This window comes from Pilimelia terevasa (assembly GCF_014647915.1).
GTDB lineage: Bacteria > Actinomycetota > Actinomycetes > Mycobacteriales > Micromonosporaceae > Pilimelia > Pilimelia terevasa.
In genome coordinates, this window is sequence record NZ_BMQC01000001.1 from 546,419 (window position 1) to 572,411 (window position 25,993).

Consider the following 25,993-nt stretch of genomic DNA (forward strand, 5'->3'; position numbering starts at 1 on the left):
CACCGCGTAGACTCCACTCCCGTGATTCAGCTTGAGCGTGTGACGAAGACGTACCCCAAGGCGTCGCGGCCATCGCTGGACGACGTGAGCGTGGCCATCGAGAAGGGCGAGTTCGTCTTCTTCATCGGCCCGTCCGGCTCCGGCAAGTCGACCATAATCAAGCTGCTGCTGCACGAGGTCGCGCCGAGCAGTGGTCGGGTGGTCGTCAACGGCAAGGACGTGACCACGATGCGCTCCTGGCGGGTGCCGTCGTTCCGCCGGACGATCGGCTGCGTGTTCCAGGACTTCCGCCTGCTGCCGAACCGGACGGCGTACGAGAACGTGGCGTTCGCCCTGGAGGTCATCGGCAAGACGAAGGCCGTGGCCCGCCGGGTGGTCCCGGAGGTGCTGGAGCTGGTCGGCCTCGGCGGCAAGGAGCACCGGTACCCGCACGAGCTGTCCGGCGGCGAGCAGCAGCGGGTGGCCGTGGCCCGGGCGTTCGTCAACCGGCCGCTGATCCTGCTGGCCGACGAGCCGACCGGAAACCTCGACCCGGACACCTCGGTCGAGATCATGCGGCTGCTGGACCGGATCAACCGGACCGGCACGACGGTCGTGATGGTCACCCACGACTCGAACATCGTGAACCAGATGCGCCGCCGCGTCATCGAGATCGACACGGGCCGGATCGTCCGCGACCAGGCGCGCGGCGTCTACGGCTGAGCCGTCCGACCACCACAGACTTGCCCGGCCGGGGTCGCCTGACCCGCGGACCGCGGATCGCAACGGAAGGAAAGCCCGATGCGCGCGAAGTACGTCCTGTCCGAGGTCCTGGTCGGACTGTGGCGCAACGTGACGATGACCGTCGCCATGATCATCACCATGGCGGTGTCGCTGACGATGGTCGGTGCCAGCTACATCATGTACCGGCAGGTCGGCCAGATGGAGGAGTACTACTACGCCAAGCTGGAAGTCTCCATCTTCCTGTCACCGACCGTCACCGAGGAGCAGCGGCTCAACCTGCGCTCCCAGCTCGACGGCGACCCGCTGGTCCGCGCGCAGGACACGGTGCACGAGACCCGCGAGATGGCGCTGGAGAACTTCAAGCGCATCTTCAGCGACGCCCCCGACCTGGTCAGCGCGGTCACCGCGCAGGACCTGCCGGAGTCGTACCGGGTCAAGCTGAAGGACCCGCAGCAGTTCGAGCAGGTCTTCAACCGGTACAACGGCCAGCCGGGGATCGACCAGATCGTCGACCAGCGGCGCCTGCTGGACAAGATCTTCAAGATTCTGGGGGCGGTCCAGAAGCTGGCGCTGGTCGCCGCGACGGTCATGGCGCTGGCGGCGCTGATGCTCGTCGGCAACACGATCCAGGTGGCGGCGTTCAACAAGCGGCGCGAGGTCGCGGTCATGAAGCTGGTCGGCGCCTCGAACTGGTTCATCCAGTCCCCGTTCGTGCTGGAGGCGGTCTTCGCCGGCCTGTTCGGCTCGATCCTGGCCTTCCTGGCGCTGGTGGCCGCCCAGTTCCTCCTGTTCCAGGGCTCGCTCCAGTCGCTGACGGAGCTGCTGACGCCGGTCAACTGGTCCACGGTCTGGGAGGCGTTCGGCCTGATGACCGGGGTCGGTGCGCTGGTCAGCGCGGTCACCGCCTGGGTGACCCTGCGCTTCTACCTGCGCGTGTAGCCGGCAGCGATGGTGCTGGATTCGGCGGAAGTTCCCTGACGGACGCAAGTGACTCGGCTACCGTCGGGGCGTGACTTCGCGGCGGGAGCGGGCGCGGCGGTACATCGGGGCGGCGCTGGCCGGCGCCGTCGCCGGCACGGCCGTGCTCGGCCCCGCCCCGCCCGGCGCCGCCGACCCGCGGGCGGACGCCGAGCGCCTGCACCGCCAGGCGGTCCGCGCGTCGTCGGTGCTGGAGGGCGCGACGGCCCGGGCACAGGCGGCGTTCCAGCAGCTCGGGGCGGCCGAGGCCGCCCTGCCCGGGGCGCGGATGAAGGTGGCCTCCGCCCGCGGCGTGGTCGCCGGGGCCAGCGCCAAGGCCGCCACCGCCCGCCGCCGGGCCGCGGACGCCGCGGCCAAGGTGGCCGCGGCCGAGCAGCGGTACGCGCTGCGGCAGGCCGAGGTCGAGGCGGCCCGGGCCAAGTCCAGCGAAATGATCAGCCTGACGTACCGCGGCGCCGGCCTGGTCCGGTTCAACGCCCTGCTCGACGCCACCTCGCCGCAGGACCTCTCCGTGCGCTCGGGCTACGCCGACCGCATCGTCGCCGAGCAGCACGCCGCCGTCCAGCGGCTCCTCGGGATGCGGATGCGCGCCCGCCAGGCCGCCAACGGGGCCGAACTGCTGCGCCGGGTCGCCGTCACCGCCCGCCGGCAGGCCGACGCGGCGCTGGCCGTCGCCCGCGCCGCCGAGGCGGCCGCCGAGTCCGCCGCCGCCGCGGTCGCGGTGCTGGTCCGCCGCCGGACCGCGGCACTGGCCGTGGCCCGGCAGGAGCGGCGGGCCAGCCTCGCCCGGTACGCCGCCGTCCGCGCGGAGGAAGCGCGGATCGCCGCGCAGCTCCGCGGCTGGCGGGGCGGCCCGCGGCTCCAGGTGGGCGGCCGGCTGATGATGCCCGTCGCGGGCTGGAAGAGCAGCGACTTCGGGATGCGGTACGACCCGTACTTCCGGGTCTGGCAACTGCACGCCGGTGTCGACCTCGCGGCCGGCGGGGGCGCCCCGATCGCCGCCGCGGCGACCGGGCAGGTGATCCGCGCCGGCTGGAACGGCGGGTACGGCAACTTCACCTGCATCGGGCACGGGTCGCGCGGCGGCCGGTACGTCAGCACCTGCTACGGCCACCAGTCGCAGATCCTGGTCTCGGCCGGCCGGTGGGTCCGCGCCGGCCAGCTCATCGGCCGGGTCGGCACCACCGGCGCCTCCACCGGCAACCACCTGCACTTCGAGGTCCGGCTCGACGGCCAGCCGGTGGACCCGCTGGGCTACCTGCCCGGCTGCCTCTGCTGACCGCCCGCCGCGCCGTCCCCGACGGCGCCACCCCGGCCGCCCGAGCGCACGGTTATCCGGGTGACGGCCCTCGGGCCCGCCGGTAGCGTCGGCGGGATGGAGCTCAGCACGGCCCGGCTGCGGCTGCGGGAGTGGGCGGACCGGGACGCGGCGCGCTGCCTCGACCTGTACCGCCGCGACGAGGTCGTCCGGTGGATCGGCGGCGCCGCGCGGGCGGTCACCGACCTGGACCAGGCGCGGGCCCGGATCGCCGAGTACCAACAGCGCAACGCCGCGGCGGCCGACCCCTGCGGGATCTGGGCGGCCGCCGACCCGGAGACCGACGTCGTGCGCGGGTGCGTCCTGCTCAAGGTGCTGCCGCGCACCGACGGCGCGGTGGGCCCGGACATCGAGGTGGGCTGGCACCTGCACCCCGACTCGTGGGGCCGGGGCTACGCCACCGAGCTGGGCCGGTGGGCGCTGGACCGGGCGTTCGCCGCCGGCCTGCCCGAGGTGTACGCGGTCGTCTTCCCGGACAACGCCGCGTCGGTCGCGGTGGCCCGGCGGCTCGGCATGAGGGCCGAGGGCACGACCGACCGGTGGTACGGCGAGACGCTCGCGGTGTTCCGGCTGGGGCGCGCCGCGGCCGGGTAAGGTTGCCCGGCGCCGTCGGTCGGGCCGGGCGCGGGTGTGGTGGACAGCGGCGTCGCCGGTGGCGGCGCGGCGTGTGGAGAGGTCGGGTGGGGTCGGTGCCGCGGGAGAAGGGGCGCAAGGTCGTCGCCTCGCACAAGCGAGCCCGGCACGACTACGAGATCCTCGACACCTACGAGGCGGGCCTGGCGCTGACCGGGACCGAGGTCAAGTCGCTGCGGGCCGGCCGGGCGTCGCTGGTGGACGCGTTCGCCCAGGACCGGGGCCGGGAGCTGTTCCTGTACGGGATGCACATCCCGGTGTACGACCACGGCACCTGGACCAACCACGAACCGCGCCGCACCCGCAAGCTGCTGCTCAAGCGGCTGGAGATCGACCGGCTGGTCACCCGGGTCCGGGAGAACGGCCTGACGCTGGTCCCCCTCCAGCTCTACTTCTCCGACGGCTGGGCGAAGGTCGAGATCGGACTGGCCCGCGGCAAGAAGGCGTACGACAAGCGACAGGATCTCGCCAAGCGCGACGCGCAGCGGGAGATTTCGCGCGAACTCGGTCGGTACCGCAAAGGTATGCGTTGACATCTATGCTGGGCGGATGGCGGAGATTGTCATCGACACCCCGCTCCGGCACCCGCCGGAGCGGGTCTGGCGGGCACTGACGGAGCCGTCGGCGCTCAGCGCCTGGTTCATGGCCACGGACTTCCGGGCCGTGCCGGACGCCACGTTCACCCTCACGCCGCACGGCCTGGACGGCTTCGACGGGCCGATCGCCGGCCAGGTCCGGCAGCTCATCGAGGGCCGGCTGCTCGTCGTCTCCTGGCAGGAGGCCGAGGCGCAGTCCAGCGTGACCTGGGAGATCGTACCCACGGCCGAAGGCTGCCAGCTCACCATGCGGCAGAACGGCTTCTTCGGCGTCCAGGGCTCGCGGCGGCGGCGCCGGCTGCGGCGCACCTACGCGCTGCTGCTGCAGACCCGCCTGCCGGCGATGCTCGACCGCCTCGCCGAGGACGTGACCGCGCCCGTCCCGGTGTGGGCCGGCGCCGCGCCCGGCTGGCCCGACGCCTCCGAGCTGGACGCCGTACCGGCCGTCGACCCGACGACCGGCGGCTGGTCGGGCCACCAGGAGTGGGCGGGGCCGACCGGGTGGGCCGGAGCGGGTGAGGAGAGCGGGCCGGGCGGGTCCGCCGACGCACCGCCCCCGCCCCTGGTCCCGGTCGCGCCGCCGGAGGTACGCCGCGAGCGCCGCCGGTACGCGGTGGCCGGCGCCAGCGTCGGCGCCGTCCTGGCCGTGTCGGCCACCGCGGGCGCGCTGTACGTGGCGTCCCCCGGCTTCCTCAGCAACCTGGGGGCGGCCGCGCGCACCGACCGCGGCGCCGTGGTGGGCTCCGGCGGCGTGGGCCGCGCGGAGGTCGCCGACGGCCGCGCCGCGGCCCCGTCGCCGACCGCGGGGACACCCGTCGCCGTCCCGACCCCCGCCGCCGGTACCGGCGGCCGGCCAGGCGCGACGACGCCGCCCGCGCGCCCCGGCGGCGGCTCCGGCGGCCGGCCGGGCGGCGGCAACCCGGGCGGGGGCGGCAACCCCGGCGGCGGGGACGGCGCCGGCAGGCCCGCCTGGACCGCCGCGTACCGGATCACCGGCCGCAAGACCGAGGTCCTGGTAGGCAACGGCAGTGACACCCCGGCCAAGGGCTGGCGGGTCGTCATCACGGTCCCCGACGGGGTCTCGGTCGACGACGTGCGCGGCGCCGACTACACCGAGGACGGCGACCGGGTGGAGTTCCGGGCCGAGAGCGGCCGGGCCGTACCACCGCACGAGGCGGTCTCGTTCCGGTTCAAGTTCCGCGGCCGCGAGTGGGACATCCACTCGTGTGCGGTCAACGGGGTCCGGTGCCAGGCGGGGGACGGTGGAATAATCGTTGACCGCACGCGTTACGCTGGAGACAACATGCGCCGACCCCAACCCAACATGCGCCAACCCAGGGGGTGACTGGTTTCGACTTCGTTCGTGGAGACAGGGGAAGCGAGCCGAGGAAGCCGACGTCGTCTCGTGAATCGGTCGTCGGAACTTTATAAGCGCCAAGCCTAGTGCTCAGCGCTTCGCTCTCGCCGCCTGAGTGGTGTAGAGCGAGCTGTCGGTCTGGGATCGCCTTCGGCCCAGTTGCCGGCATCATTGAGAAGGCTGGCCAACACGCCCCGGTCGCGGGGGCGTCGCGGTGAGATCAATCTGCGACTGGGCCCGTCACACCAACTTGCTCGCGTGAGCGGTGGGGCCGAGTAGAGACATAGCGAGCTGCGCTCGGAGAAGCCCTGACGAAGCAACGAAGGACCCGGGTTCGATTCCCGGCACCTCCACCCCTGAACGTGCAGCGGGGCGGTCCCACACCTGGGGCCGCCCCGCTGCACGCGTGCGGACACCGGGAACGCCGGGGTTCCCGGGAGAGTCGAAGTGGGTATGGCGCGACCCGTGGTGATGACGAGACGAGCGGCCCGCGGGCGGTACGCCCTCCCGGCGACGGCCCTGCTGACGATGCTGACCATGGGTTGCGTGGCACCCGCCGACCAGGCCGCCCCGGGCGGCCCGACGGGCGGGGCCAGCACCGGCCCTTCGGCCACCCCGACCGCGAACACCCCCGCCGCCCGCGCGGCGGCCCTCGTGGCCGGCTGGCGTGCCGGCCCCGGCCCCGGCGCGTGGCGCGGCGGCTTCGTCCCGCTGGAAGGGTTGAGCGTCCCCCCGCCGAACGTCGCCTTCACGCCGGCGACCCGGGCCGCCTTCGACGCCGGCCGGTACACCTTCACCGGCGCGCTCCCGTCGGCGGCCCCGGTCCAGCGCGACAAGATCACCTTCCACCAGGGCGGTGTCCAGGACGTCGACGTCGTCCCGGCCGCCGAGGCGTACCGGCAGCTCTCCACGGGCGGGTCGCCTGACTGCGGCACCTTCGACAAGGCGGTGCTGCCCGAGAGCCCCGCCCCCTGCCAGCCGTTGACCATCACCGGGGTCCGGTACGGCCTCGTCGACCTGCGCACCAGCCGCGGCACCGCCGCCGTCCCGGCGTGGCGCTTCACCGTCACCGAGCTGGGCGGCGAGGTCGCCCGGGTGGCGGTCGCCCCGTCGGCGGTCACGGCCGTACCCGAGGTGCCCACCGGCCCGCCGCCGGCGGAGCTGATGCCCGTGGCCCAGGTGGTGGCCATCGACGGCGCGCAGGTGACGTACCTCGCCGAAGGCACCGCCTGCGACCGGGACGTGCGCCCGTTCGTCGCCCAGGAGGCCGACGTCGTGGTCCTCGGCGCCACCGCCACCCGCGGCAGCGGCACGTGCAGCCGGCAGCTCGTCACCCACCGGGTGACCGGGACGCTGACCCAGGCGCTCGCCGAGCGGGCCGTCCTGGACGCGCACAGCGGGCGTCTGCTGACGCCGGGGCGCCGCGTCGGCTGAGCCGCCCGACCCCCGCCGGCCGGCCCTGGAGGGCCGGCCCGTCGGCTGGCGCCGGGCGGCCGCCGGGGCGCGGCGTCCGGGGGCGGGGGAGGCGTCCCGGGAACACGATCGGCGCCGCACGCCACCCGGCCGGCAGGCTATGGTGCGTGGCATGGCTCTGAGTGCGCGGATGGTGACCATCGACTGCCGGGACCCGCGGTCGCTCGCGGCATTCTGGACGGCCGCGACCGGGTACGCCGTCGCCGGTGACCACGACGGCTTCGTCCTGCTGGCGCCGGCGGCCGGCGACGGGGTCCGCATCGGCCTGCAACAGGTGCCCGAACCCCGCGCGGGCAAGAACCGGGTCCACATCGACTTCCATGCCGACGATCGCGCCGCCGAGCTGGCCCGGCTGGCGGCACTGGGCGCCACCGTGCACGGCGCGCACTCCGTACCGGGCCTGAGCTGGACCGTCGTCACCGACCCCGAGGGCAACGAGTTCTGCGTCGCCCAGGGCGACTAGGGGCGCCGGTGGAGCAGCCGCGCGTCGGACGCCGGATGGAGTCGCTGACCGGGCGTCTCCTCGTCGCCGCGCCCGCGTTGAAGGACCCGAACTTCGACCGTACGGTCGTGATGCTCGTCGCCCACGAGGACGACGGCGCCCTCGGTGTCGTCCTCAACCGCGCCACCGAGGTACCGGTGGGGGAGGTGCTGGACGGCTGGGACGGCCTGGCCATCGAGCCCGGCGTGCTGTTCGAGGGCGGCCCGGTCCAGCCGGACTCGGCGATCTGCCTGGCCCGGACCCGCCCCGAGGCCCCGATGCCGCCCGGGTTCCAGCAGGTCAGCGGCGCGGTCGGGACGGTGGACCTGTCGGCGGACCCGGCGGCGCTCATCGGGGCCCTGGTCGGGATCCGGGTCTTCGCCGGCTACTCGGGCTGGTCAGCGGGCCAGGTGGAGGAGGAGATCGCCGAAGGCTCGTGGTTCGTCCTCGACGCCCTGCCGGGCGATCCGCTGGCCGGGCGCCCGGACGACCTGTGGCCGATGGTCCTGCGCCGGCAGGGCGGAATGCTGGCGGCGGTGGCGCACTTCCCCGCCGACCCGGCGGCGAACTGATCCGCGCACCCCTGCCACGCGCGGTGCCGGCAGGTGTGTACTATTTCCGAGTGCCCGCGAGAGCGGGGACGAGCTGGGGCCGTGGCGCAGCTGGTAGCGCACCACACTGGCAGTGTGGGGGTCAGGGGTTCGAGTCCCCTCGGCTCCACCCAGACGAGACAGCGGGCTGACGCCCTGGTCGACGGCACTCCGCCGCAGACCAGGGCGTCGACTGTTTCCGGTCGCCGCGTGCGTCGGCGGTCGATCTGACCGCCGGTCCGCCCCGCCGTCGGCAGCCAGGGCGCGGACCTGCGGGAGCACCTCCGCCTTCGATGTGGACCGCGGCACCGGTTGGCGCGCCGGGCTGTCGGATTTGCGACTGCGATCTACGGATGCCGCCTGTTACCTTCCGGTCGCGGGCGGGACGCCTGCGGGATTTCCGGGGGCGGCAATGGTGGTGTACGGCAGGCGGGCGCTTCTCGGCCTCGCGGTCGCCGGGACGGGCGTCGGGGCGGCGGCCGCGCTCCTCACCCGTCCGACCTCGACGGTGGCCCAGGTCCGCGACGTCGCGCACGACGACGACGCCGCGCCCGCGCCGCGCCGGCCCTCCGCCGCGGGCCAGGCCCACGTGCGGGAGGAGAACGCCCGCGCCGGTTCGGACGGCTGGCGGCACACCCGCGGCCTGCGGCCGAGCGACGACATCGGCCACCAGGTCCAGGGCTACGCCGACGCCTCCAGCGTCGCGCCCGGTGGCACGATCAGCTTCCACGTCTCGGCGCGCACGGACCGCGAGTGCCGGATCGAGGTGTACCGGCTCGGCCACTACGGCGGGCGCGGCGGCCGGCTGATGCAGCTCCGGGCGGGCGTGCCGGTGGCGCTCCGGCCGGCGCCCGCCAACCCGGACCGCCGCCGGTCGGTCGCGTGCCGGTGGCCGGCGTCGTGGCGGCTCGCGGTGCCCCGCACCTGGCCGTCCGGCCTGTACGTCGCGGTGTTCGCCACCGGTACGCACCGGGCGGCGGCGCCCTTCGTCGTGCGGGACCCGCAGCGGGCCGCCGCCCTGTGCGTCGTGGTGCCCACGGCCACCTACCAGGCGTACAACCTCTGGCCCGACGACCGGGTGCGCGGCCGCAGCCTGTACCGGGGGGTCGACGCGGCGGGCGCCTTCACCCCCGGGGGCCGCGCGGCCTACGTCTCGTTCGACCGGCCGTACCGGGGCGAGGGCCTGCCGTTCCGGTTCGGCGACGACGTCGAGTTCGTCCGGTGGGGGGAGGAGGCCGGGTACGACCTGGCGTACGCCACGAGCGAGGACCTGCACCGGGGCCGGGTGGACGTGCGGCGGTACCGGGGGCTGGTCTTCTCGGGTCACGACGAGTACTGGACGGCGCCCATGCGGCGGCGGGTGGAGGAGGCCGTCGCCGACGGGACGAGCCTGGCGTTCCTGTCGGCGAACAACATCTACTGGCACGTGCGGCTGGTGCCGGCCGCGGTCGACGCCGGGCGCGCCGACCGGGTCGTCGGCTGCGCGAAGTCGGTGGACGACCCGGGTCGCGGCCACGGTGCGGCGACGGGCAAGTGGCGGCAGGCCGCGCCCGCGCCGGCCGAGCCGGAGCAGCGGCTGACCGGCACGCAGTACCGCAGCGTCGTGCGGGGCGCGGCGCCGCTGGTGGTCCGCGCGGCCCGGCACTGGCTGTGGCGCGACTGCGGGGTGCGCGCGGGCACCCGGATCCCGCACGTGGTGGTCGGCGAGGCCGACAGCTTCGACGAGCGGGTGGGGGTGGCGCGGTCGGCGCGGCACACCCTGGTCTCGGCCTCGCCGTACCCGGGGCCGTCCGGCCGACGGTGGACGCAGCACACGAGCGTCCGGGAGCTGGCCAACGGCGCGGTGGTCTTCACGGCGGGGACGTTCGGCTGGACGCGGGCGCTGGGCCCCGGGCGGTTCGGGGACCCGCGGATCCAGCAGGCGACGCGCAACCTGCTCGACCGCATCTGCCTCGGCCCGGCCTGATCCGCGGCCGGCGGGGCGCCGGTCGCCTCCCACGCGCGAGGCGAATTGTCGGTCCTTCGGCGGGGCGGTGCCGGTGAGCTGGCCGCATTCCCGGCAAGTCGGCGCGGACGACCTACTTATCGATGACGGTAACTCCCCTGGCGTCGGCTGGATCGGTAGCCTTTGACTGCGAAAACAATCCTGTGGGGAAGGAAGTACCGATGCGGACGCGGTCGCTCGGACACGCCCTGGTCACGCTGGCCGTGACCGCCGCGGTGGTCGGCCCGATGACCGCCTCGGCCGCGCCGACCCAGGCGGAGGTCGCCCTCCACCTCGCCGGCACGACCGTCGCGGTCGGCGGCCCCGCGAAGACGCTGACCCTCGGCGTGGACACCCGCGGCAGGTTCGTGACCCTCGCGCAGGCCGTGGTGACGTTCGAGTTCCGCCGCGCCGCCGCGGCGCTGCGGCTGGCCGCGGTCGACGGCGGGTGGAAGTCCTGCACCCCCGGCCCGGGCCGGCTGGTGTGCGTGCTGCCCGCGGACTGGGACCTGTACGGCGACCGCGACGTCCTGCCCGCCGTGGCCGTGACGGCGCCGGCCGGCGCGCCGGTCGGCGGTACGGCCGCGGTCGCGGCGACGCTGACCGACCGGGGCATCGGCAGCGTGACCACGGCGGCGAAGGTCCGGCTCACCGAACACCTCGCGCTCGCCGTCGGGGTCGACGAGGAGGTCGCGGCGGCACCGGACAGCGGGTTCAGCCGCACGCTCGTGGTGCGCAACAACGGGCGCAAGCCGATCGCCGGGCTGGTGGCCGAGTTCGACGGCAGCTACAACGTCGACTCGGCGGAGACCAGCTTCCGCAACTGCCGGTACGACGAGGACGGGTACCTGCTGAGCTGCTCCTTCGACAGGGTCCTGGCGCCGGGCCGCAGCTACCGGGCGGTGGTGCCGATGTGGGTGGACGGCGCCGCGCACGCGCCCGGGCGGCAGTTGAGCCGGGTCACCTGGCTGACGGCCGCCGAGGCGGCCGACGAGCAGTCCCCGGCGGTGGGCGCCGCCCCCGGCACCGGCCCCGAACTGGTCCTGGCGGAGGTGACCGGCCCGGCGCCGCGGACCCGCGCGGGCGACGCGGGCGCCCCGGCCCACGTGTCCCGGACGCACGTGACGGTCACCGGCCGGCACGGCGCCGACGTGGCGGTCGTGGGCTCGGCCGTGCCCGGCCGGGTGGGGCGCACGGTCGACCTGACGGTGACGCTGGCCAACCACGGTCCGGCGGACCTGGAGACGCTGACCGACGACGCGGCGGTCGCGGCCGTCGACGTGACGCTGCCGGCCGGCGTGACGCTGGTGGAGGAGCCCGAGGCGTTCTGCGAGACGCGCGACACCGGCGCGTACCGCTGTTACAGCGCCGAGCCGGTGCTGGCGGCCGGGGACATCGAGGAGATCGTCTTCACGGTCCGGGTGGACGCGCTGGTGGGCGACGGCGGGGGCCGGGCGGTGCTGGTCACCGACGACCCCGACCTGGTGCTGCACCAGGACCTGGACTCGATCAACGACGTCGGTTCGCTGGTGGTCACCGGATAGCGCCGTCTGGGGCGTTTGTCCCGCCGGTACCGGGGCATCCGGTGAGGGTCTTCCGATCCCGGGTGAGGTAGGACATGCGCGACGCGCCGCACGGCGCCCGGCCGGCCGTCCGGCGTACCACCGTCGGCGCGGCCGCGCTGCTGCTCGCCCTGGGGGTGGCCGGCTTCGTGCCCGGGGCGACCGAGAACCTGGACCGGATGACGCTCACCGGCCCGGACTCGGCGGCGATGCTGTTCGGGCTGTTCCCCGTCTCGGTCCTGCACAACGTGCTGCACCTGCTCGTGGGACTGGTCGGGCTGATGGCCGGCCGGGAGCGGTACGCGCCGCGGTACTTCCTGCTCGGGGCCGGCGGGCTGGCGGTCCTGGCCGGGGTGTGGGGGCTGGTGGTGCCCGATGGGGCAGCGGCCAACGTCCTGCCGTCGAATGTTCCCGCGGATCTGCTCCACCTGGGCCTCGGACTGGGCATGGTGGGGGTGGGCCGAACCGCGGAGCGGCCGTATGCGGCGCTCGCGCGGCGACCCGCCGCGGCGCCCGCGCGGAACCGGGCGGAGCCGGGGTGAGACGACGCGCCCTGGTTCCCACCCCGTGCCGCCGGGGGACCCCTGGCGGGCTATCCTGCGTCGTCAGGTACACCTCGCACACCCACGGGTGTACCACTGCGGACGCGGCGACGCGGTCGTGGGGACGCAGGCGGGACAACGACCAGACGGAGGCCGCGTGACCACCGACGACGCCATGATGGGCAAACCTGACGTCATGAGCTTCGAACCGAGGCCGATCGTGGCCCGGCCGTGGCCGGTGCGCGAGACGGTCAAGGGTTCGGCGTTCGCCCGCATCCTGCGCACCACCGACGCGAAGCAGATCGGGATCATGTACATGATCACCGCTTTCGGCTTCTTCCTGGTCGGCGGGGTCATGGCCCTGTTCATGCGGGCGGAGCTGGCGCGGCCGGGCGGGCAGTTCCTGTCCCCGGAGCAGTTCAACCAGCTCTTCACGATGCACGGCACGATCATGCTGCTGTTCTTCGCGACGCCGATCGTCTTCGCCTTCGCGAACTACATCACGCCGATCCAGATCGGCGCGCCCGACGTGGCGTTCCCGCGGCTGAACTCCTTCGCCTACTGGCTGTACCTGTTCGGCGGACTGCTCACCCTCGGCGGCGCGGTGACCCCCGGCGGCATGGCGGACTTCGGCTGGTTCGCCTACACGCCACTGTCCAGCGTGCAGCACTCGCCGGGTGTCGGCGCGAGCCTGTGGGTAGTCGGGCTGGCGGTCTCCGGCCTGGGCACCATCCTCGGCGCCGTCAACATGATCACCACGATCCTGACGCTGCGCGCCCCCGGCATGACGATGTTCCGGATGCCGGTGTTCACCTGGAACATCCTCGTCACCAGCCTGCTCGTGATCCTGGTCTTCCCGCTGCTGGCCGCGGCGCTGTTCGCGCTCCTCGCGGACCGGAACCTCGGCGCGCACGTGTACGACGTGGCGCACGGCGGGCCCATGCTCTGGCAGCACCTGTTCTGGTTCTTCGGCCACCCCGAGGTGTACGTCGTCGCGCTGCCGTTCTTCGGCATCGTGTCGGAGATCTTCCCGGTGTTCAGCCGCAAGCCGATCTTCGGGTACACGATGCTGGTCGGCGCGACGATCGGCATCGCCGGCCTGTCGATGAGCGTGTGGGCGCACCACATGTTCGCCACCGGCCAGGTGCTGCTGCCGTTCTTCAGCTTCCTGAGCTTCATGATCGCGGTACCGACGGGCGTGAAGTTCTTCAACTGGATCGGCACCATGTGGCGCGGCCAGTTGACCTTCGAGACCCCGATGCTGTTCTCGCTCGGCTTCCTCGTCACGTTCCTGTTCGGCGGCCTGTCCGGGGTGCTGCTGGCCAGCCCCCCCATCGACTTCCACGTCTCCGACTCGTACTTCGTCGTGGCGCACTTCCACTACGTACTGTTCGGCACCATCGTGTTCGCCGTGTACGCCGGCATCTACTTCTGGTTCCCGAAGATGACCGGCCGGATGCTCGACGAGCGGCTGGGCAAGGTGCACTTCTGGCTGACGATGGTCGGCTTCCACACCACGTTCCTCGTGCAGCACTGGCTCGGCACCCAGGGGATGCCGCGGCGGTACTACGACTACCTGGCCTCCGACGGCTTCACCACGCTCAACACGGTGTCGACGATCGGCGCGTTCGTCCTGGGCCTGTCGACGCTGCCCTTCCTGTACAACGTGTGGAAGTCGTACAGGACCGGCGAGGTCGTCACGGTCAACGACCCCTGGGGCTACGGCAACTCGCTGGAGTGGGCGACCTCGTGCCCCCCGCCGCTGCGCAACTTCGACCGGATGCCGCGAATCCGCTCCGAGCGCCCGGCGTTCGACGAGAAGTTCCCCGAGCTGGCCCCGTACGCCGTGGAGCGCTCGGCCGACGTCGACGAGGAGGTCACGCCGGGCGAGTCGGAGACCGCCGGGGGCGACTTCAGGATCACCGGCAAGTAGCCGCCGCACGCGCCTGTCCGGGCGGGTCCGGGAGCCCTCAGGGGTTCTCGGACCCGCCCGGCGGCGTCTCCGGCTCCGGCGTCGGGGACGGCTGCTCGGGGCCGGGCTCCGGCGCGGCCGGCGTCGGCGGCGCCGTCGGCTCGCCGACCGGGGCCCCCGCCGGCGGCGGTACCCCGCAGCCGGCCGCGTCCGCGCAGGCCGGGGTGGTGGGGGAGGGCGTCGGCTCCGGCGCGGCGGGCTGGCCGGGCGCGGCCGGAGCAGCCGGGGCGGGCCCGCCTCCGGGCGGCGCGGGCGCGGCGGGCGCGGCCTGGCCGGGCGGCGGCGCCCCGGGCGCCGGCCCGGGCGTGGGGGTGGCCGTGGGCTCCGGCCCGCCGAACAGGGCCGCGACCGGGTTCTCGCCGCGGACCAGGCCCGCGATGCCGCCGCGGCCGAGGAAGCTGCTCCCGCCCCCGCCCTCGGCGTCCGGGCCCGGCCGGGCGACCCCCCAGCCGGCCGCGGCCAGGGTGCCGGCGGCGAGCGCCGCGATGAGGGCGGAATGGCGTGCGGTCACGAAGGGCTCCCCGGCTCGGTGTGCCCCCGCACCCTACGAGCCGGGGCGTCGCCGCGGCGGCCGTGCCGCGCCGGACCCACCCGGACGCGCCGCGCGCCGCGGCCGCTGTCCGCCGTGTCGGCGCTGGTCAGGCGCCGCGGGCGAGGGTGACGCCGGCCGCGCGCATCGTCGCCAGGGCGGCCTCGGTGCTGGCCGGCGCGACGCCCGCGGTGTAGTCGCCCAGGACGGTCGTGGCGAAGCCGGCGCGGACCGCGTCGCAGGCCGTGGCCCGGACGCAGTGGTCGGTGGCGATGCCGACGACGTCGACCGCGTCCACGCCCCGGTCGCGCAGCCAGGTGGCCAGGTCGACGCCGTCGGCGTCCCCCTCGAACCCGGAGTAGGCCGCGGCGTAGGCGCCCTTGCGGAAGTACGCCTCGATCCGCGCGGTGTCCAGCGCCGGGTGCAGGTCGACGCCCGGGGTGCCCGCGACGCAGTGCCGCGGCCACGAGTCGACGTAGTCGGGGGTGTCGCTGAAGTGGGCGCCGGGGTCGATGTGGTGGTCCTGGGTGGCGACCACGTGGTCCCACCGGTCGCCCGCCGCCAGCAGCGCGGTGAGCCGGCCGGCGAGCGCCGCGCCGCCGGCCACGGCCAGCGAGCCGCCCTCGCAGAAGTCCCGCTGTACGTCGACGATCACGAGCGCGCGCACGGCGCCTCCTCTGCCGGGGCCGGAGATGCTGGTCAGGGGCTGGGGACGACGGTCACGGGGACGGCCGGGTCGCCGGCCGAGAGCTTGAGGCCCTCCCACGGGATGGAGATCAGGCACTGCCGCAGGTGGGCCCGCGCCTCCGCGAGGGCGGGCCGGGGCACCGCCTCGCCGCCGGCCACGTAGCTGTGCTGGAGGAGGCGGTCGTGCGGGGAGTGGTCGGGGACGCCGCGGGAGAAGACGATCTCCTCGGTGGCGGTGCCGGTGGGCTTGTGGCGGCGGACCGCGGTCTTGCGCCCGCCGATGGTGGCCTTGTTCTCCGACCGTTTGACGACCGGCCGCCCCTCGACCTCGACCAGCTTGTAGACCAGCCCGGCCGTCGGCGCCCCGGAGCCGGTGACGACGGAGGTGCCCGCGCCGTACAGGTCGACGGGCTCGGCGGCCAGAGCGGCGATGGCGTTCTCGTCCAGGTCGCCCGAGACGATGATCTTGGTCTCGGTAGCGCCGAGGGAGTCCAGCAGCTCCCGGGACTGGTGGGCCAGCACCGACAGGTCGCCGGAGTCGATGCGGATCGCCCGCAGGCTCGGGCCGGCGGCGGCGATCGCGTGCCGGATGCCCTGGCTGATGTCGTAGGTGTCGACCAGCAGGGTGGTGTCCGCGCCCAGCGTCGCCACCTGGCCGGCGAACGCGGTCGGCTCGTCGTCGTGCAGCAGCGTGTACGCGTGCGCGGCCGTGCCCGCCGTGGGGATGCCGTACCGGGCGCCGGCCGCCAGGTTCGAGGTGTAGGTGAAGCCCGCCAGGTACGCCGCGCGGGCCGCCGCCACGGCGGCCTCCTCGTGGGTGCGCCGGGACCCCATCTCGATCAGCCCCCGGCCGCGCGCCGCCGTCACCATCCGGGCGGCCGCGGCGGCGACCGCGCAGTCGTGGTTGAGCACGGACAGGACCAGCGTCTCCAGCAGCACGCACTCGGCGAACGTGCCGGAGACGGTCAGGATGGGCGATCCGGGGAAGAACAGCTCACCCTCGGCGTAGCCGTCGATGTCGCCGCGGAACCGGTACGCCTTCAGCCAGGCCGCCGTGTCGTCATCCACCACGCCGCGTTCCCGCAGGTGGGACACCACCTCGGGGGCGAAGCGGAAGTCCCGCAGCAGCTCCACGAGGCGGGCCATGCCCGCCACGACGCCGTACCGCCGGCCGGGCGGCAGCCGCCGCGCGAACACCTCGAAGACGCACCGCCGGTCGGCGGTGCCGTCGGCGCGGGCGGCGCGGACCATCGTCAGCTCGTAGTGGTCGGTCAGCAGCCCCGGGGTGCTCCACATCACCGGAGTCACGATAGTGCCGATCCGGCCCGGACGCGGCCCGGCCGGCGCTGCCGCCGCGCGCGGGTCGTGGCACCATGGGGGCATGGCGTCGCCGCTGTCTGTGTCAGCCCCCGGGGCCGCCGCGCCCGAGGCGCCGGCCGCGCCCCAGGTCGCGCCGCTGCCCCGGAGCGCGGCCGGGACGAGCCTGGACGCCGGCTGGCAGACCATCGTGTGGGACGACCCCGTCAACCTGATGACCTACGTCACATGGGTGTTCCAGAAGCTGTTCGGCTACAGCCGCGAGCGCGCCGAGGAGCTGATGCTCGACGTCCACGAGCAGGGCCGCGCCGTGGTGTCGCATGGCGTCCGGGAGCGGATGGAGTACGACGCCTCGCGCCTGCACTCCTACGGCCTGTGGGCCACGGTGGACAGGCCGTGAGCGGCGAGGCGGTCACCGTCTTCCGGCGCGACGGCGACGAGTGCGTCGCGGTGTTCGCCGTCGACGAGGTGCGGGTCCTGCGCCGGGTGACCAGCGAGCTGGTCGAACTGCTCAGCGGCCGCCCCGACCACAGCGACCCGGTGGTGCGCCGGCTGTTCCCCGACGCCTACCCCGACCGGCCCGACGACGCCGCCGACTACCGCCGGTACACCGAGGGCGAGCTGAAGGCGGCCAAACTCGCCCACGCCGGGGAGGTGCTGGCCGGCCTCAGCGGTGCCGAGCACCGGGAACTGCGGCTGGACCCCGACGCCGCCGACGCCTGGCTGCGCGGCCTCACCGACCTGCGGCTGGCGCTCGCCGTCCGGCTCGGGATCGGCGCCGACACCGACCTCGCGGCCGAGATCGACGCGGCCGCCCGGGAGTCGCCGACCTCGCCGCTGGCCTTCCAGCTCTCGGTCTACGCCTACCTCGGGTTCCTCCAGGAGAGCCTGCTGGAGGCCCTCGCCGGCTAGTCGCGCGGCGCCCCGAGGCGTCTGTAGGTCATCGGCCCGGTGCGGCGTAGGCTGCGCACCGTGACGGACGCGCCAATCGGGATCTTCGACTCCGGGGTCGGGGGGCTGACGGTGGCGCGCGCCGTCGTGGACCAGTTGCCGCACGAACGGGTCGTCTACCTGGGCGACACCGCGCACGTGCCGTACGGTCCCAAGCCCCTGGCCGACGTGCGCCGGTACGCCCTTGCCGCCCTCGACCAACTCGTCGCCCGCGACGTGAAAGCCCTGGTCATCGCCTGCAACAGTGCCCTGGCGGCGTGCCTGCACGACGTGCGCGAGCGGTACGACGTGCCCGTCGTCGAGGTGATCCGGCCGGCCGTCCGGCGGGCCGCCAGCGCCACCCGCAACGGGCGCGTCGGGGTGGTCGGCACCACCGCGACGATCGGCAGCGGCGTCTACGTCGACGCCTTCGCCGCGGCGCCGCACGTCACGGTGAGCAGCGCCGCCTGCCCCCAGTTCGTGGACTTCGTCGAGCGGGGCGTCACCTCGGGGCGGGCCCTGCTCGGGCTGGCCAGCGCCTACCTCGAACCGCTGCAGCGGGCGCAGGTCGACACGCTCATCCTCGGCTGCACCCACTACCCGCTGCTGGCCGGCCTCCTCGGCCTGGTGATGGGCGACGAGGTGACGCTCGTGTCCAGCGCCGACGAGACCGCCCGCGAGCTGTACCGGGTCCTCACCGGGCACGACCTGCTGCGGCCGGTCGACGCCCCGCCCGCGGCCCACGAGCTGCTGACCACCGGCGACGCCGCGACCTTCCGCCGGCTGGCCCGCCGCTTCCTCGGCGCGGAGTTCCTGGCGGACACGCCGGTCGCCGCGCTCGCGGAGGCCGACCGATGAGGATGACCGTGCTCGGGTGCGCGGGCAGCTTCCCCGGACCCGAGTCCGCCTGCTCCGCGTACGTGGTCGAGGCCGACGGCTTCCGGCTGCTCGTGGACTTCGGCAGCGGCGCGCTGTCGGCGCTGCAGCGGTACGGCGGGATGCACCGGATCGACGCGATCCTGCTCAGCCACCTGCACGGCGACCACATGCTGGACGCCTGCGCGTACGTGGTAGTGCGGCGGTACGACCCGGCGGGGCGGCATCCGCGGGTGCCGCTGTACGGGCCGGCCGGCACCGAGCAGCGGATCGCCGCGGCGTACGGGCCGGAGGAGGGCGGGGTCGACGACGTGTACGAGTTCCACGACCTCAAGCCGGGCACGTTCCCGCTGGGCCCGTTCGCCGCGACGGTGGAGCGGATGGAGCACCCGGTGGAGACGTACGGGGTGCGGCTGGAGCACGCGGGGCGGGTGTTCGCGTACTCGGCCGACACCGCCGTCTGCGACGCGGTCGTCCGGCTGGCGGCCGACGCCGACCTGTTCCTGTGCGAGGCCAGCTACCTCGACGGCCGGGACAACCCGCCGGGCCTGCACCTGACCGGCGGCGAGGCGGGTCGGATCGCCGCGGACGCCGGTGCGGCCCACCTCGTCCTCACCCACCTGGTGGACGCGTGGGGCAGCGAGTCGGAGACCCACGCCGCCGCCCGGACGGCCTTCGCGGGCGAGATCACCGTGGCCCGGCCGGGCGCCCAGTTCGCCGTCTGAGTTCGTCGTCCAAGTTCGACGTCTGGGGTGCCGGCACCGGGTCGGCGACGGGCACGGTGTGCGATGCCGGGCCGGGCGAAGGAGCAGGATTCCGGGCGGACCGGGCGGCTGGCGTAGGGTCGGCGCATGACGTCTGCTGTGTCCGCGCGCCCCGACGCGCGCCGTCCCGACCAATTGCGTCCTGTGCGGCTGCAGCGGGGGTGGAGCGTGCACCCCGAGGGGTCGGTGCTGGTCGAGTTCGGCGCGACCCGGGTGCTGTGTACCGCGAGCGTCACCGAGGGCGTGCCGCGCTGGCGCAAGGGCACCGGGCTGGGCTGGGTGACCGCCGAGTACGCGATGCTGCCGCGGGCGACCACGACCCGGTCGGACCGCGAGAGCGTGCGCGGCAAGGTGGGCGGCCGGACCCAGGAGATCTCCCGGCTGATCGGCCGCAGCCTGCGCGCCTGCGTCGACTTCAAGGCCCTGGGCGAGAACACCGTGGTGCTGGACTGCGACGTACTCCAGGCCGACGGCGGCACCCGGACCGCGGCGATCACCGGCGCGTACGTCGCGCTGCACGACGCCGTGGCGGTGCTGGCGGCCCGCAGGGCGCTGGCCGGCGACGTGGCCGCGGCGCTGCCGCGGTCGGTGGCGGCGGTCAGTGTCGGCGTCATCGACGGCGAGCCGCGGCTGGACCTGTGCTACCTGGAGGACGCCACCGCGCACGTGGACATGAACGTCGTCTGCACCGGCGTCGGTGACTTCGTCGAGGTACAGGGCACCGGCGAGGCCGCCGTGTTCGGCCGCCGGGACCTGGACGCCATGCTCGACCTGGCCGTCGGCGGCTGCGCCGACCTCACCGCCGCCCAGTCCGCGGCCATGGCGCTGCCGCTGCCGGCGGCGTCGTGAAGGTCCTGCTCGCCAGCCGCAACGCCAAGAAGCTCGTGGAGCTGCGGCGGGTCCTGGCCGGGGCCGCCCCGGCGGTGACGCTGCTGGGGCTCGACGACGTGCCGGCGTACGACGAACTGCCCGAGACCGGGCTGACGTTCGCCGACAACGCGCTGCTCAAGGCGCGCGAAGGGGTCCGGCACACGGGCCTGCCGACGGTGGCCGACGACTCGGGCCTGGCGGTCGACGTGCTCGGCGGGTCGCCGGGGATCTTCTCCGCCCGGTGGAGCGGCCGGCACGGCGCCGACGACGCGAACCTGGACCTGCTGCTCGCCCAGCTCGGCGACGTGGCCGACCCGCACCGCGGGGCGGCGTTCGTCTGCGCGGCGGCCTGCGTGCTGCCCTCGGGCGCGGAGCGGGTGTGGCACGGCGAGCTGCGCGGCAGGCTGCTGCCGGCCCGCCGCGGCACCGGTGGTTTCGGGTACGACCCGATCTTCGTCGCGGACGGGCAGACGGCGACGAACGCGGAGCTGGACCCGGCGGCCAAGGACGCGATCAGCCACCGCGGCATCGCCTTCCGCGCCCTGGCCACCCACCTGTCCACCCTTCCCTGACCCGCTCCGAGGCCGCCTGCCTCCCAGCGGTCGGCGACAGCTCTGGACGTTTGTCGGTAACAAGGTCACGACAAGGCTGCGGCGTACCCGAGAAGGCCTCGGCGAGTTCAAAAATTCACGGCAAGAATCCAGATTCTCGCCGTATCTGTTTCGATCATGGCGCGGTTCGGCTACTGTTGCCATACGCCACCTGGGTCGGCTGGGATGGTCGGTGTCCGGCGAGGAATGGGAGACCGCGAGTATGGATGTCAACGCCGCCGGGGTGGCGACGGTGGAGAGCAAGGTGACCGGCGGGCGGGTGCAGATCCCGGCCTCGGTGCGCCGCACCCTCGGACTGGCCGACGACGACCGGCTGCTCTGGGTCTCCGACAGCAGCGGCGTGCGGGTAACCACCCGGCGGGCACTCACCGAGGAGGTGTGGGCGGCCAACACCGGCGGCGACGCCATCGACACCGCCGCCGAGGTCCGGGAGATGCGCCGCGGCGACGTCGCCCAGGAGCGCCGCGGCGGCGGCGCACGGGCGTGGGAAGGCGTCGACACCGACGACGCCGTGCTGGACGAGTTGTTCGGCGCGTGAACACCTCCGCTCCGATCCCGATGGTGTTCGACAGCTCGGCCGTGCTGTCCTGGCTGCTGCAGGAGTGCGGCCGCTGGCAGAAGGTTGACAAGCTGCTGCGCAGCGACCGGATCGACCGGGTGCTCCCCACGGCCGCGCTCACCGAGGTGATCTACAAGGCGGCCGAGGCCGGCAACACCGCCGGCCCGGACCGCATCGCCGCCCTGATGAGTTCCTACCTGCGGCTGGCCGACATCACCACTGCCGACGCCCAGTGGGCCGGTGACCGGATCGCCGAGTCGCGCCGCAACCCGGTGCCGGCCGAGTCCGGCGGCCAGCCGCACACGCTATCGCTGGGCGACGGCCTGGTACTCGCGGTCGCCGACCGGCTGCAGGCCCCGGCGGTCACCTTCGACGACGTGTGGGGCCGCTTCCCGACGATGAAGTTCCGGCTGATCAGCCCGTACAAGGTGCCCTGACCGACCGTCAGGGCGACTCTCCGTCAGTTCAGAGTCGGGGCCGGTAGTCGTGGTGATCGGTCGCCAGTGGCCAGGCGTCCTCGAACACAGCCTGCTGTGGCGGGAAGGCGAAACGTCGTCAGCTTCTGTCTGTCGCACCAACGGGTGAGTTCGCAGTCCCCGCCATGCAACGCGGGCGCTCGGACGGGGAGTGAACCGGGTCGGCGGTCTCAGGAGAGGGGGCCGACGGCGTTCTCGATCTGGGTACGCAGCTCCGGGGAGGTGACGACCGCGCGGGCGTGCTCCATCGCCGGGGCCAGGTACACGTCCGGCCCCGGCGTGCCGCCCACCGCGGCGATCGCCGCCTGCCCGGCCGGTGAGGGGACCAGCGGCGCGCGCAACTGGAGCCCGCGCACCCCGGCCAGCAGCTCCACGGCCAGGATGCTGGTCAGGTTGTCCAGGACCCGGCGCAGCTTCACGGCGGCCGCCCAGCCCATCGAGACGTGGTCCTCCTGCATCCCGGAGGTCGGCAGCGAGTCCACCGAGGCGGGCGAGGCGAGGCGGCGGTTCTCGGCGACGATGCCCGCGGCGGTGTACTGGGCGATCATCAGCCCGGAGTTGACGCCCGCGTCGGGGGACAGGAACGGCGGCAGGCCGCGGGAGCGGGTGACGTCCAGGAGCCGGTCGACCCGCCGCTCGGCGATCGCGCCCACCTCGGCGGCGGCGATGGCGAGGAAGTCGGCGGCGAAGCCCAGCGGCGCGCCGTGGAAGTTGCCGGTCGACTCGACCCGCCCGTCGGGCAGCACCACCGGGTTGTCCACGACCGCGCGCAGCTCCCGCTCCGCGATCTGGGCGGCGAAGTCGCGCGTGTCGCGGGCCGCGCCGGCCACCTGCGCGGCGCACCGCATCGAGTACGCGTCCTGGACGGCATGCAGCGCGTCGTCGCGGTGGGAGTCCATCACGGCCGAGCCCTGGAGCAGCCGGTGGACGTTCGCCGCCGCGAGCGCCTGCCCCGGGTGGGGCCGGATGGCGTGCAGCTCCGGCTGGAACGGGCGGTCCGAGCCGAGCATCGCCTCGATGGCCAGCGCGGTGGTGACGTCGGCCATGGTGAACAGGTGCGCCGCGTCGTGCAGGGCGAGCAGCAGCATCCCGAGCATGCCGTCGGTACCGTTGATCAGCGCCAGGCCCTCCTTCGCGGCCAGCGCCAGCGGCTTGAGGCCGGCGGCGGCCAGCGCCTGCCCGCCGTCCGTCCGCGACCCCGACGGCGAGCGCACCCAGCCCTCGCCCATCAGCACCAGCGCGCAGTGCGCCAGCGGCGCCAGGTCGCCGGAGGCGCCCAGCGAGCCGTGCTCCGGCACCCACGGCGTGATGTCGGCGTTGAGCAGGTCCACGAGGGACTGCGCGACCTCCGGCCGGACGCCCGAGCGGCCCAGCGCCAGCGAGCGGACCCGCAGCAGCAGCATCGCCCGGACGACCTCCCGCGGCATCGGCGCGCCCACCCCGGCGGCGTGCGAGCGGATCAGCGCGTGCTGCAGCTCCGAGCGTCGCTCGGGGGCGATCTGGGTGTTGGCGAGCGCGCCGAAGCCGGTGGAGACGCCGTACACCGGGCGGCCGTCCGCCTCGATCCGGTCCACGATCGCGCGGCTGGTGGCCATGGCGTCGCGGGCGTCGTCGTCGACGACGACGCGGGCGGTGCCGCGGGCCACGGCGCGGACGTCGTCGGGGGTGACCCCGCGGGCGGTGACGGTGACGGTGCTCATGTCGGTTCTCCGGCTCGGATGACGTCGCGGATCAGGGGTACCCCCGGCCGGTAGGCCAGGTGCAGGTGGGACGGGGCGTCCAGGACGACCAGGTCGGCGCGCGCGCCGGGGCGGATCACGCCGACGTCGTCGCGGCGCAGCGCCCGCGCCCCGCCGGCCGTGGCGGACCAGACCGCCTCCGCGGGGGTCAGGCCCATCTCGCGGACGGCGAGCGCCACGCAGAACGGCATGGACGAGGTGAACGACGAGCCGGGGTTGCAGTCGGTGGCCAGCGCGACGGTGACGCCCGCGTCCCACAGCCGGCGCCCGTCGGGGTACGGCGACCGGGTGGAGAACTCGGCCCCGGGCAGCAGCGTGGCCACCGTGGCGGAGCCGGCCAGCGCGTCCACGTCGGCGTCGGACAGGTGCGTGCAGTGGTCGGCGCTGGCGGCGCCGAGGTCGACGGCGAGCTGGACGCCCGGTCCCGGCCCGAGCTGGTTGGCGTGCACCCGCAGCCCGAGCCCGGCGGCGCGGCCGGCGGTGAGTACGGCGCGGGACTGGTCGGCGTCGAACGCGCCGCGGTCGCAGAACACGTCGACCCAGGCGGCGTACGCGCGGGCGGCGTCCATCATCTCGCCGCAGACCAGCGCGGTGTACGCGTCGGCGTCGGCGCCGGCCGGCACCACGTGGGCGCCGAGGAACGTCACCTCGTCGGTGAAGCCGGCCGCCACGCGCAGGGACCGGCGCTCGTCGGCGACGGTCAGGCCGTACCCGCTCTTGATCTCAATGGTCGTCGTGCCCTGGCGCAGCGCCTCGCCGACCAGGCGGGCGGTGTGCGCGCGCAGGGCGTCGTCGTCGGCGGCGCGGGTCGCCTCGACGGTCGTGCGGATGCCCCCGCCGGTGTACCGCTGCCCGGCCATCCGCGCCGCGAACTCGGCCGCCCGGTCTCCGGCGAACACGAGGTGCGCGTGGCTGTCGACGAACCCGGGCAGGACGGCGCCGCCGCCCGCGTCGAGGTACCGGTCGGCGGCCGGGGCGTCCCCGCTGTGCCCGACCCAGACGATCTCGGTGTCCGCCACGACGACCGCCGCGTCGGTCCGCAGGCCCAGCGGGCCGTCGCCGCGCCGCGGGTCGCAGGTGACCAGTTCGCCGCAGTTGTCGATGAGCAGGCTCACGCGGTACCCCCGGTCCACTGCGCGGCGAGGGCGGCGGACAGGCCGGCCCGGTCCAGCAGGCGGCCGTCGCAGACGGTCGCGGTGACGTCGGCGGCGGTGGCCGCGGCCAGGATCGCGGCCGGGTCGACCCCGGCCGTGCGGGGGGAGTCGAGGCGGACGGCCACCAGGTCGGCGCGCCGGCCGGCGGCGATCGCGCCCGCGTCGGGCCAGCCGCACGCGGCGTGGCCCGCGGTGGCGGCCGCGAGCAGCGCGGCCGGGTCGAAGTGGCCGCGCCGCCCGGTGGCGAGCCGCTCGTGCTCCTCGACGCCGCGGGCCTCGGCGAACAGGTCGAGGACCGTGTGCGAGTCGGAGCCGAGGCTGAGGGTCGCCCCGGCGTCGGCGAGCGCCCGGCCGGGGCCGATGCCGTCGGCGAGTTCCCGCTCGGTGGTGGGGCACAGGCACACGCCGGTGCGGCTAGCGCCGAGCAGCGCGACGTCGGCCGGGGTGAGGTGCGTGGCGTGGACGGCGGTGGTGTCGGGTCCGAGGAGCCCGTGCGCGTCCAGCAGCGCGGCGGGGGTGCGGCCGTGCGCGGCCAGGCACGCCTCGTTCTCGGCCGGCTGCTCGGACAGGTGTACGTGCAGCGGGCCGCCCGGTACCGCGGCGGCGACCTCGGGCAGCAGCGCCGCCGGTACCGCCCGCACCGAGTGCACGGCCGCCGCCCGGCGCGCGTGCGCGGGGGCCGGCGCGGCGGCCCGCTGCCGCCACCCGTCCAGCCCGCCGCCGCGGAAGCGGCGCTGGACCCCGGTCAGCGGGGCGCCGTCCACGCCGGCCGTCAGGTAGAGGGTGTCGAGCAGCGTGATGCGGATGCCGACCCGCCGGGCGGCCTCGACCAGCGCGTCGCCCATGGCGCCCGGCGCGCCGTACGGGCGGCCGTCGGGGTCGTCGTGCAGGTAGTGGAACTCGCCGACGCAGGTGATGCCGGCCAGCGCCATCTCGGCGTAGACGGCGGTGGCCAGCCGCAGGTAGCGGTCGGGGTCCAGGTCGGCGGCGACGGCGTACATCGCGGTGCGCCAGGACCAGAAGTCGCCGCCGACGTGGGCGGTGCGGCCGCGCAGCGCCCGGTGGAAGGCGTGCGAGTGCGCGTTGGCCAGCCCGGGCAGGACGACCCCGTCCAGCCGGACGGCCCCCGGGGGCGGCGTCGCGCCGGGGGTGACGGCGGTGATCCGGCCCGCCGCCACCTCGACGAGCACGTCGCGGGCGAGCCCGCCCGGCAGGTGCGCGTACGGCGCGACGTACGCGGTCGCCCCGATCTCGGTACCGCGCGACCGGGCG

Annotated in this window: 27 protein-coding genes, 1 tRNA gene and 1 other RNA gene; 23 read left to right on the forward strand and 6 right to left on the reverse strand. The window is 74.8% G+C overall.

Annotated features, from left to right (window positions below):
* Positions 1-21 precede the first annotated feature (21 nt).
* From ftsE to ctaD, 15 genes are all read left to right on the forward strand, one after another.
* Entirely contained in the window at positions 22-702 is a 681-nt protein-coding gene (ftsE, locus tag IEY75_RS02620; RefSeq protein ID WP_189112504.1) for a cell division ATP-binding protein FtsE, read from the forward strand.
* Positions 703-780: 78 nt separating this feature from the next.
* Positions 781-1,662 (forward strand): permease-like cell division protein FtsX, encoded by an 882-nt coding sequence (gene ftsX, locus IEY75_RS02625; RefSeq protein WP_189112505.1) that lies wholly within the window; start codon positions 781-783, stop codon positions 1,660-1,662.
* Positions 1,663-1,732: 70 nt separating this feature from the next.
* Positions 1,733-2,980 carry a M23 family metallopeptidase gene (locus tag IEY75_RS02630; RefSeq protein WP_229789280.1) on the forward strand — a complete coding sequence of 416 codons (1,248 nt, stop codon included), beginning with the start codon at positions 1,733-1,735 and terminating at the stop codon, positions 2,978-2,980.
* A 96-nt stretch (positions 2,981-3,076) separates the two neighbouring features.
* Entirely contained in the window at positions 3,077-3,613 is a 537-nt protein-coding gene (locus IEY75_RS02635; RefSeq protein ID WP_189112506.1) for a GNAT family N-acetyltransferase, read from the forward strand.
* A gap of 95 nt (positions 3,614-3,708) precedes the next feature.
* Positions 3,709-4,185 (forward strand): SsrA-binding protein SmpB, encoded by a 477-nt coding sequence (gene smpB / locus IEY75_RS02640; protein ID WP_189112620.1) that lies wholly within the window; start codon positions 3,709-3,711, stop codon positions 4,183-4,185.
* A gap of 16 nt (positions 4,186-4,201) precedes the next feature.
* Positions 4,202-5,593 carry an SRPBCC family protein gene (locus IEY75_RS02645; RefSeq protein WP_189112507.1) on the forward strand — a complete coding sequence of 464 codons (1,392 nt, stop codon included), beginning with the start codon at positions 4,202-4,204 and terminating at the stop codon, positions 5,591-5,593.
* Positions 5,586-5,961, forward strand: a transfer-messenger RNA (tmRNA) gene (gene ssrA, locus IEY75_RS02650). The genes IEY75_RS02645 and ssrA overlap by 8 nt, the downstream gene beginning before the upstream one ends.
* Positions 5,962-6,076: 115 nt before the next feature.
* Positions 6,077-7,039 carry a hypothetical protein gene (locus tag IEY75_RS02655; RefSeq protein WP_189112508.1) on the forward strand — a complete coding sequence of 321 codons (963 nt, stop codon included), beginning with the start codon at positions 6,077-6,079 and terminating at the stop codon, positions 7,037-7,039.
* A 151-nt stretch (positions 7,040-7,190) separates the two neighbouring features.
* Positions 7,191-7,541: a VOC family protein gene (locus tag IEY75_RS02660; RefSeq protein WP_189112509.1), complete on the forward strand. Its 351-nt coding sequence runs from the start codon at positions 7,191-7,193 to the stop codon at positions 7,539-7,541.
* 35 nt (positions 7,542-7,576) lie between these two features.
* Positions 7,577-8,131, forward strand: a complete 555-nt coding sequence (locus tag IEY75_RS02665; RefSeq protein WP_189112621.1) for a YqgE/AlgH family protein — start codon at positions 7,577-7,579, stop codon at positions 8,129-8,131.
* Between the two features lie 75 nt (positions 8,132-8,206).
* A tRNA-Ala gene (locus IEY75_RS02670) sits at positions 8,207-8,279 on the forward strand.
* A gap of 285 nt (positions 8,280-8,564) precedes the next feature.
* Positions 8,565-10,115, forward strand: a complete 1,551-nt coding sequence (locus IEY75_RS02675) for a N,N-dimethylformamidase beta subunit family domain-containing protein (RefSeq protein ID WP_189112510.1) — start codon at positions 8,565-8,567, stop codon at positions 10,113-10,115.
* A gap of 200 nt (positions 10,116-10,315) precedes the next feature.
* Complete coding sequence (locus IEY75_RS02680) at positions 10,316-11,677, forward strand: hypothetical protein (protein ID WP_189112511.1); 1,362 nt, start codon at positions 10,316-10,318, stop codon at positions 11,675-11,677.
* Between the two features lie 74 nt (positions 11,678-11,751).
* Positions 11,752-12,237, forward strand: a complete 486-nt coding sequence (locus IEY75_RS02685; RefSeq protein ID WP_189112512.1) for a DUF4383 domain-containing protein — start codon at positions 11,752-11,754, stop codon at positions 12,235-12,237.
* Between the two features lie 196 nt (positions 12,238-12,433).
* Positions 12,434-14,170, forward strand: a complete 1,737-nt coding sequence (ctaD, locus tag IEY75_RS02690; protein WP_373290194.1) for an aa3-type cytochrome oxidase subunit I — start codon at positions 12,434-12,436, stop codon at positions 14,168-14,170.
* Between the two features lie 37 nt (positions 14,171-14,207).
* On the opposite strand, the gene IEY75_RS02695 is transcribed toward ctaD, so the two are convergent.
* From IEY75_RS02695 to IEY75_RS02705, 3 genes are all read right to left on the reverse strand, one after another.
* Positions 14,208-14,720, reverse strand: a complete 513-nt coding sequence (locus IEY75_RS02695) for a hypothetical protein (RefSeq protein ID WP_189112513.1) — start codon at positions 14,718-14,720, stop codon at positions 14,208-14,210.
* Between the two features lie 127 nt (positions 14,721-14,847).
* Positions 14,848-15,405: an isochorismatase family protein gene (locus IEY75_RS02700; RefSeq protein WP_189112514.1), complete on the reverse strand. Its 558-nt coding sequence runs from the start codon at positions 15,403-15,405 to the stop codon at positions 14,848-14,850.
* Positions 15,406-15,437: 32 nt separating this feature from the next.
* Complete coding sequence (locus IEY75_RS02705) at positions 15,438-16,721, reverse strand: nicotinate phosphoribosyltransferase (protein ID WP_189112515.1); 1,284 nt, start codon at positions 16,719-16,721, stop codon at positions 15,438-15,440.
* An 85-nt stretch (positions 16,722-16,806) separates the two neighbouring features.
* Between IEY75_RS02705 and clpS the strand changes: the two genes are divergently transcribed.
* The 8 genes from clpS (at position 16,807) to IEY75_RS02745 (ending at position 21,789) form a co-directional block, all read left to right on the forward strand.
* Positions 16,807-17,142, forward strand: coding sequence for an ATP-dependent Clp protease adapter ClpS (gene clpS / locus IEY75_RS02710; RefSeq protein ID WP_189112516.1), 336 nt, complete (start codon positions 16,807-16,809; stop codon positions 17,140-17,142).
* Positions 17,139-17,654 carry a DUF2017 domain-containing protein gene (locus IEY75_RS02715; protein WP_189112517.1) on the forward strand — a complete coding sequence of 172 codons (516 nt, stop codon included), beginning with the start codon at positions 17,139-17,141 and terminating at the stop codon, positions 17,652-17,654. The genes clpS and IEY75_RS02715 overlap by 4 nt, the downstream gene beginning before the upstream one ends.
* Positions 17,655-17,714: 60 nt before the next feature.
* A complete protein-coding gene (murI, locus tag IEY75_RS02720) occupies positions 17,715-18,530 on the forward strand; it encodes a glutamate racemase (RefSeq protein WP_189112518.1) in 816 nt (271 codons plus the stop codon).
* A complete protein-coding gene (locus IEY75_RS02725) occupies positions 18,527-19,273 on the forward strand; it encodes an MBL fold metallo-hydrolase (RefSeq protein ID WP_189112519.1) in 747 nt (248 codons plus the stop codon). The genes murI and IEY75_RS02725 overlap by 4 nt, the downstream gene beginning before the upstream one ends.
* 126 nt (positions 19,274-19,399) lie before the next feature.
* Positions 19,400-20,161 (forward strand): ribonuclease PH, encoded by a 762-nt coding sequence (rph, locus tag IEY75_RS02730; protein WP_189112520.1) that lies wholly within the window; start codon positions 19,400-19,402, stop codon positions 20,159-20,161.
* On the forward strand, positions 20,158-20,754 hold the full coding sequence (locus tag IEY75_RS02735) for a non-canonical purine NTP pyrophosphatase (protein ID WP_189112521.1): 597 nt from the start codon (positions 20,158-20,160) through the stop codon (positions 20,752-20,754). Before rph ends, IEY75_RS02735 begins: the two co-directional genes overlap by 4 nt.
* A 211-nt stretch (positions 20,755-20,965) precedes the next feature.
* Positions 20,966-21,331, forward strand: a complete 366-nt coding sequence (locus IEY75_RS02740) for an AbrB/MazE/SpoVT family DNA-binding domain-containing protein (RefSeq protein ID WP_189112522.1) — start codon at positions 20,966-20,968, stop codon at positions 21,329-21,331.
* A complete protein-coding gene (locus IEY75_RS02745) occupies positions 21,328-21,789 on the forward strand; it encodes a PIN domain-containing protein (RefSeq protein WP_189112523.1) in 462 nt (153 codons plus the stop codon). The genes IEY75_RS02740 and IEY75_RS02745 overlap by 4 nt, the downstream gene beginning before the upstream one ends.
* Before the next feature lie 209 nt (positions 21,790-21,998).
* On the opposite strand, the gene hutH is transcribed toward IEY75_RS02745, so the two are convergent.
* Genes hutH through IEY75_RS02760 form a run of 3 tightly spaced genes read right to left on the reverse strand, consistent with a single transcriptional unit; the run spans position 21,999 to position 25,971 of the window.
* Positions 21,999-23,528, reverse strand: coding sequence for a histidine ammonia-lyase (gene hutH / locus IEY75_RS02750; protein ID WP_189112524.1), 1,530 nt, complete (start codon positions 23,526-23,528; stop codon positions 21,999-22,001).
* Positions 23,525-24,682 carry an imidazolonepropionase gene (gene hutI / locus IEY75_RS02755; RefSeq protein WP_189112525.1) on the reverse strand — a complete coding sequence of 386 codons (1,158 nt, stop codon included), beginning with the start codon at positions 24,680-24,682 and terminating at the stop codon, positions 23,525-23,527. Before hutI ends, hutH begins: the two co-directional genes overlap by 4 nt.
* Positions 24,679-25,971: a formimidoylglutamate deiminase gene (locus IEY75_RS02760; protein WP_189112623.1), complete on the reverse strand. Its 1,293-nt coding sequence runs from the start codon at positions 25,969-25,971 to the stop codon at positions 24,679-24,681. Before IEY75_RS02760 ends, hutI begins: the two co-directional genes overlap by 4 nt.
* Positions 25,972-25,993: the final 22 nt, after the last annotated feature.

Coding starts and splice junctions, on each gene's coding strand:
- IEY75_RS02680 (WP_189112511.1), top strand. CDS start 10,316: ATGCGGACGCGGTCGCTCGGACACGCCCTGGTCACGCTGGCCGTGACC.
- IEY75_RS02665 (WP_189112621.1), top strand. CDS start 7,577: ATGGAGTCGCTGACCGGGCGTCTCCTCGTCGCCGCGCCCGCGTTGAAG.
- IEY75_RS02685 (WP_189112512.1), top strand. CDS start 11,752: ATGCGCGACGCGCCGCACGGCGCCCGGCCGGCCGTCCGGCGTACCACC.
- clpS (WP_189112516.1), top strand. CDS start 16,807: ATGGCGTCGCCGCTGTCTGTGTCAGCCCCCGGGGCCGCCGCGCCCGAG.
- IEY75_RS02705 (WP_189112515.1), bottom strand. CDS start 16,721: ATGTGGAGCACCCCGGGGCTGCTGACCGACCACTACGAGCTGACGATG.
- IEY75_RS02635 (WP_189112506.1), top strand. CDS start 3,077: ATGGAGCTCAGCACGGCCCGGCTGCGGCTGCGGGAGTGGGCGGACCGG.
- hutH (WP_189112524.1), bottom strand. CDS start 23,528: ATGAGCACCGTCACCGTCACCGCCCGCGGGGTCACCCCCGACGACGTC.
- IEY75_RS02725 (WP_189112519.1), top strand. CDS start 18,527: ATGAGGATGACCGTGCTCGGGTGCGCGGGCAGCTTCCCCGGACCCGAG.
- ctaD (WP_373290194.1), top strand. CDS start 12,434: ATGAGCTTCGAACCGAGGCCGATCGTGGCCCGGCCGTGGCCGGTGCGC.
- ftsX (WP_189112505.1), top strand. CDS start 781: ATGCGCGCGAAGTACGTCCTGTCCGAGGTCCTGGTCGGACTGTGGCGC.
- IEY75_RS02655 (WP_189112508.1), top strand. CDS start 6,077: ATGACGAGACGAGCGGCCCGCGGGCGGTACGCCCTCCCGGCGACGGCC.
- IEY75_RS02645 (WP_189112507.1), top strand. CDS start 4,202: ATGGCGGAGATTGTCATCGACACCCCGCTCCGGCACCCGCCGGAGCGG.
- rph (WP_189112520.1), top strand. CDS start 19,400: ATGACGTCTGCTGTGTCCGCGCGCCCCGACGCGCGCCGTCCCGACCAA.
- IEY75_RS02660 (WP_189112509.1), top strand. CDS start 7,191: ATGGCTCTGAGTGCGCGGATGGTGACCATCGACTGCCGGGACCCGCGG.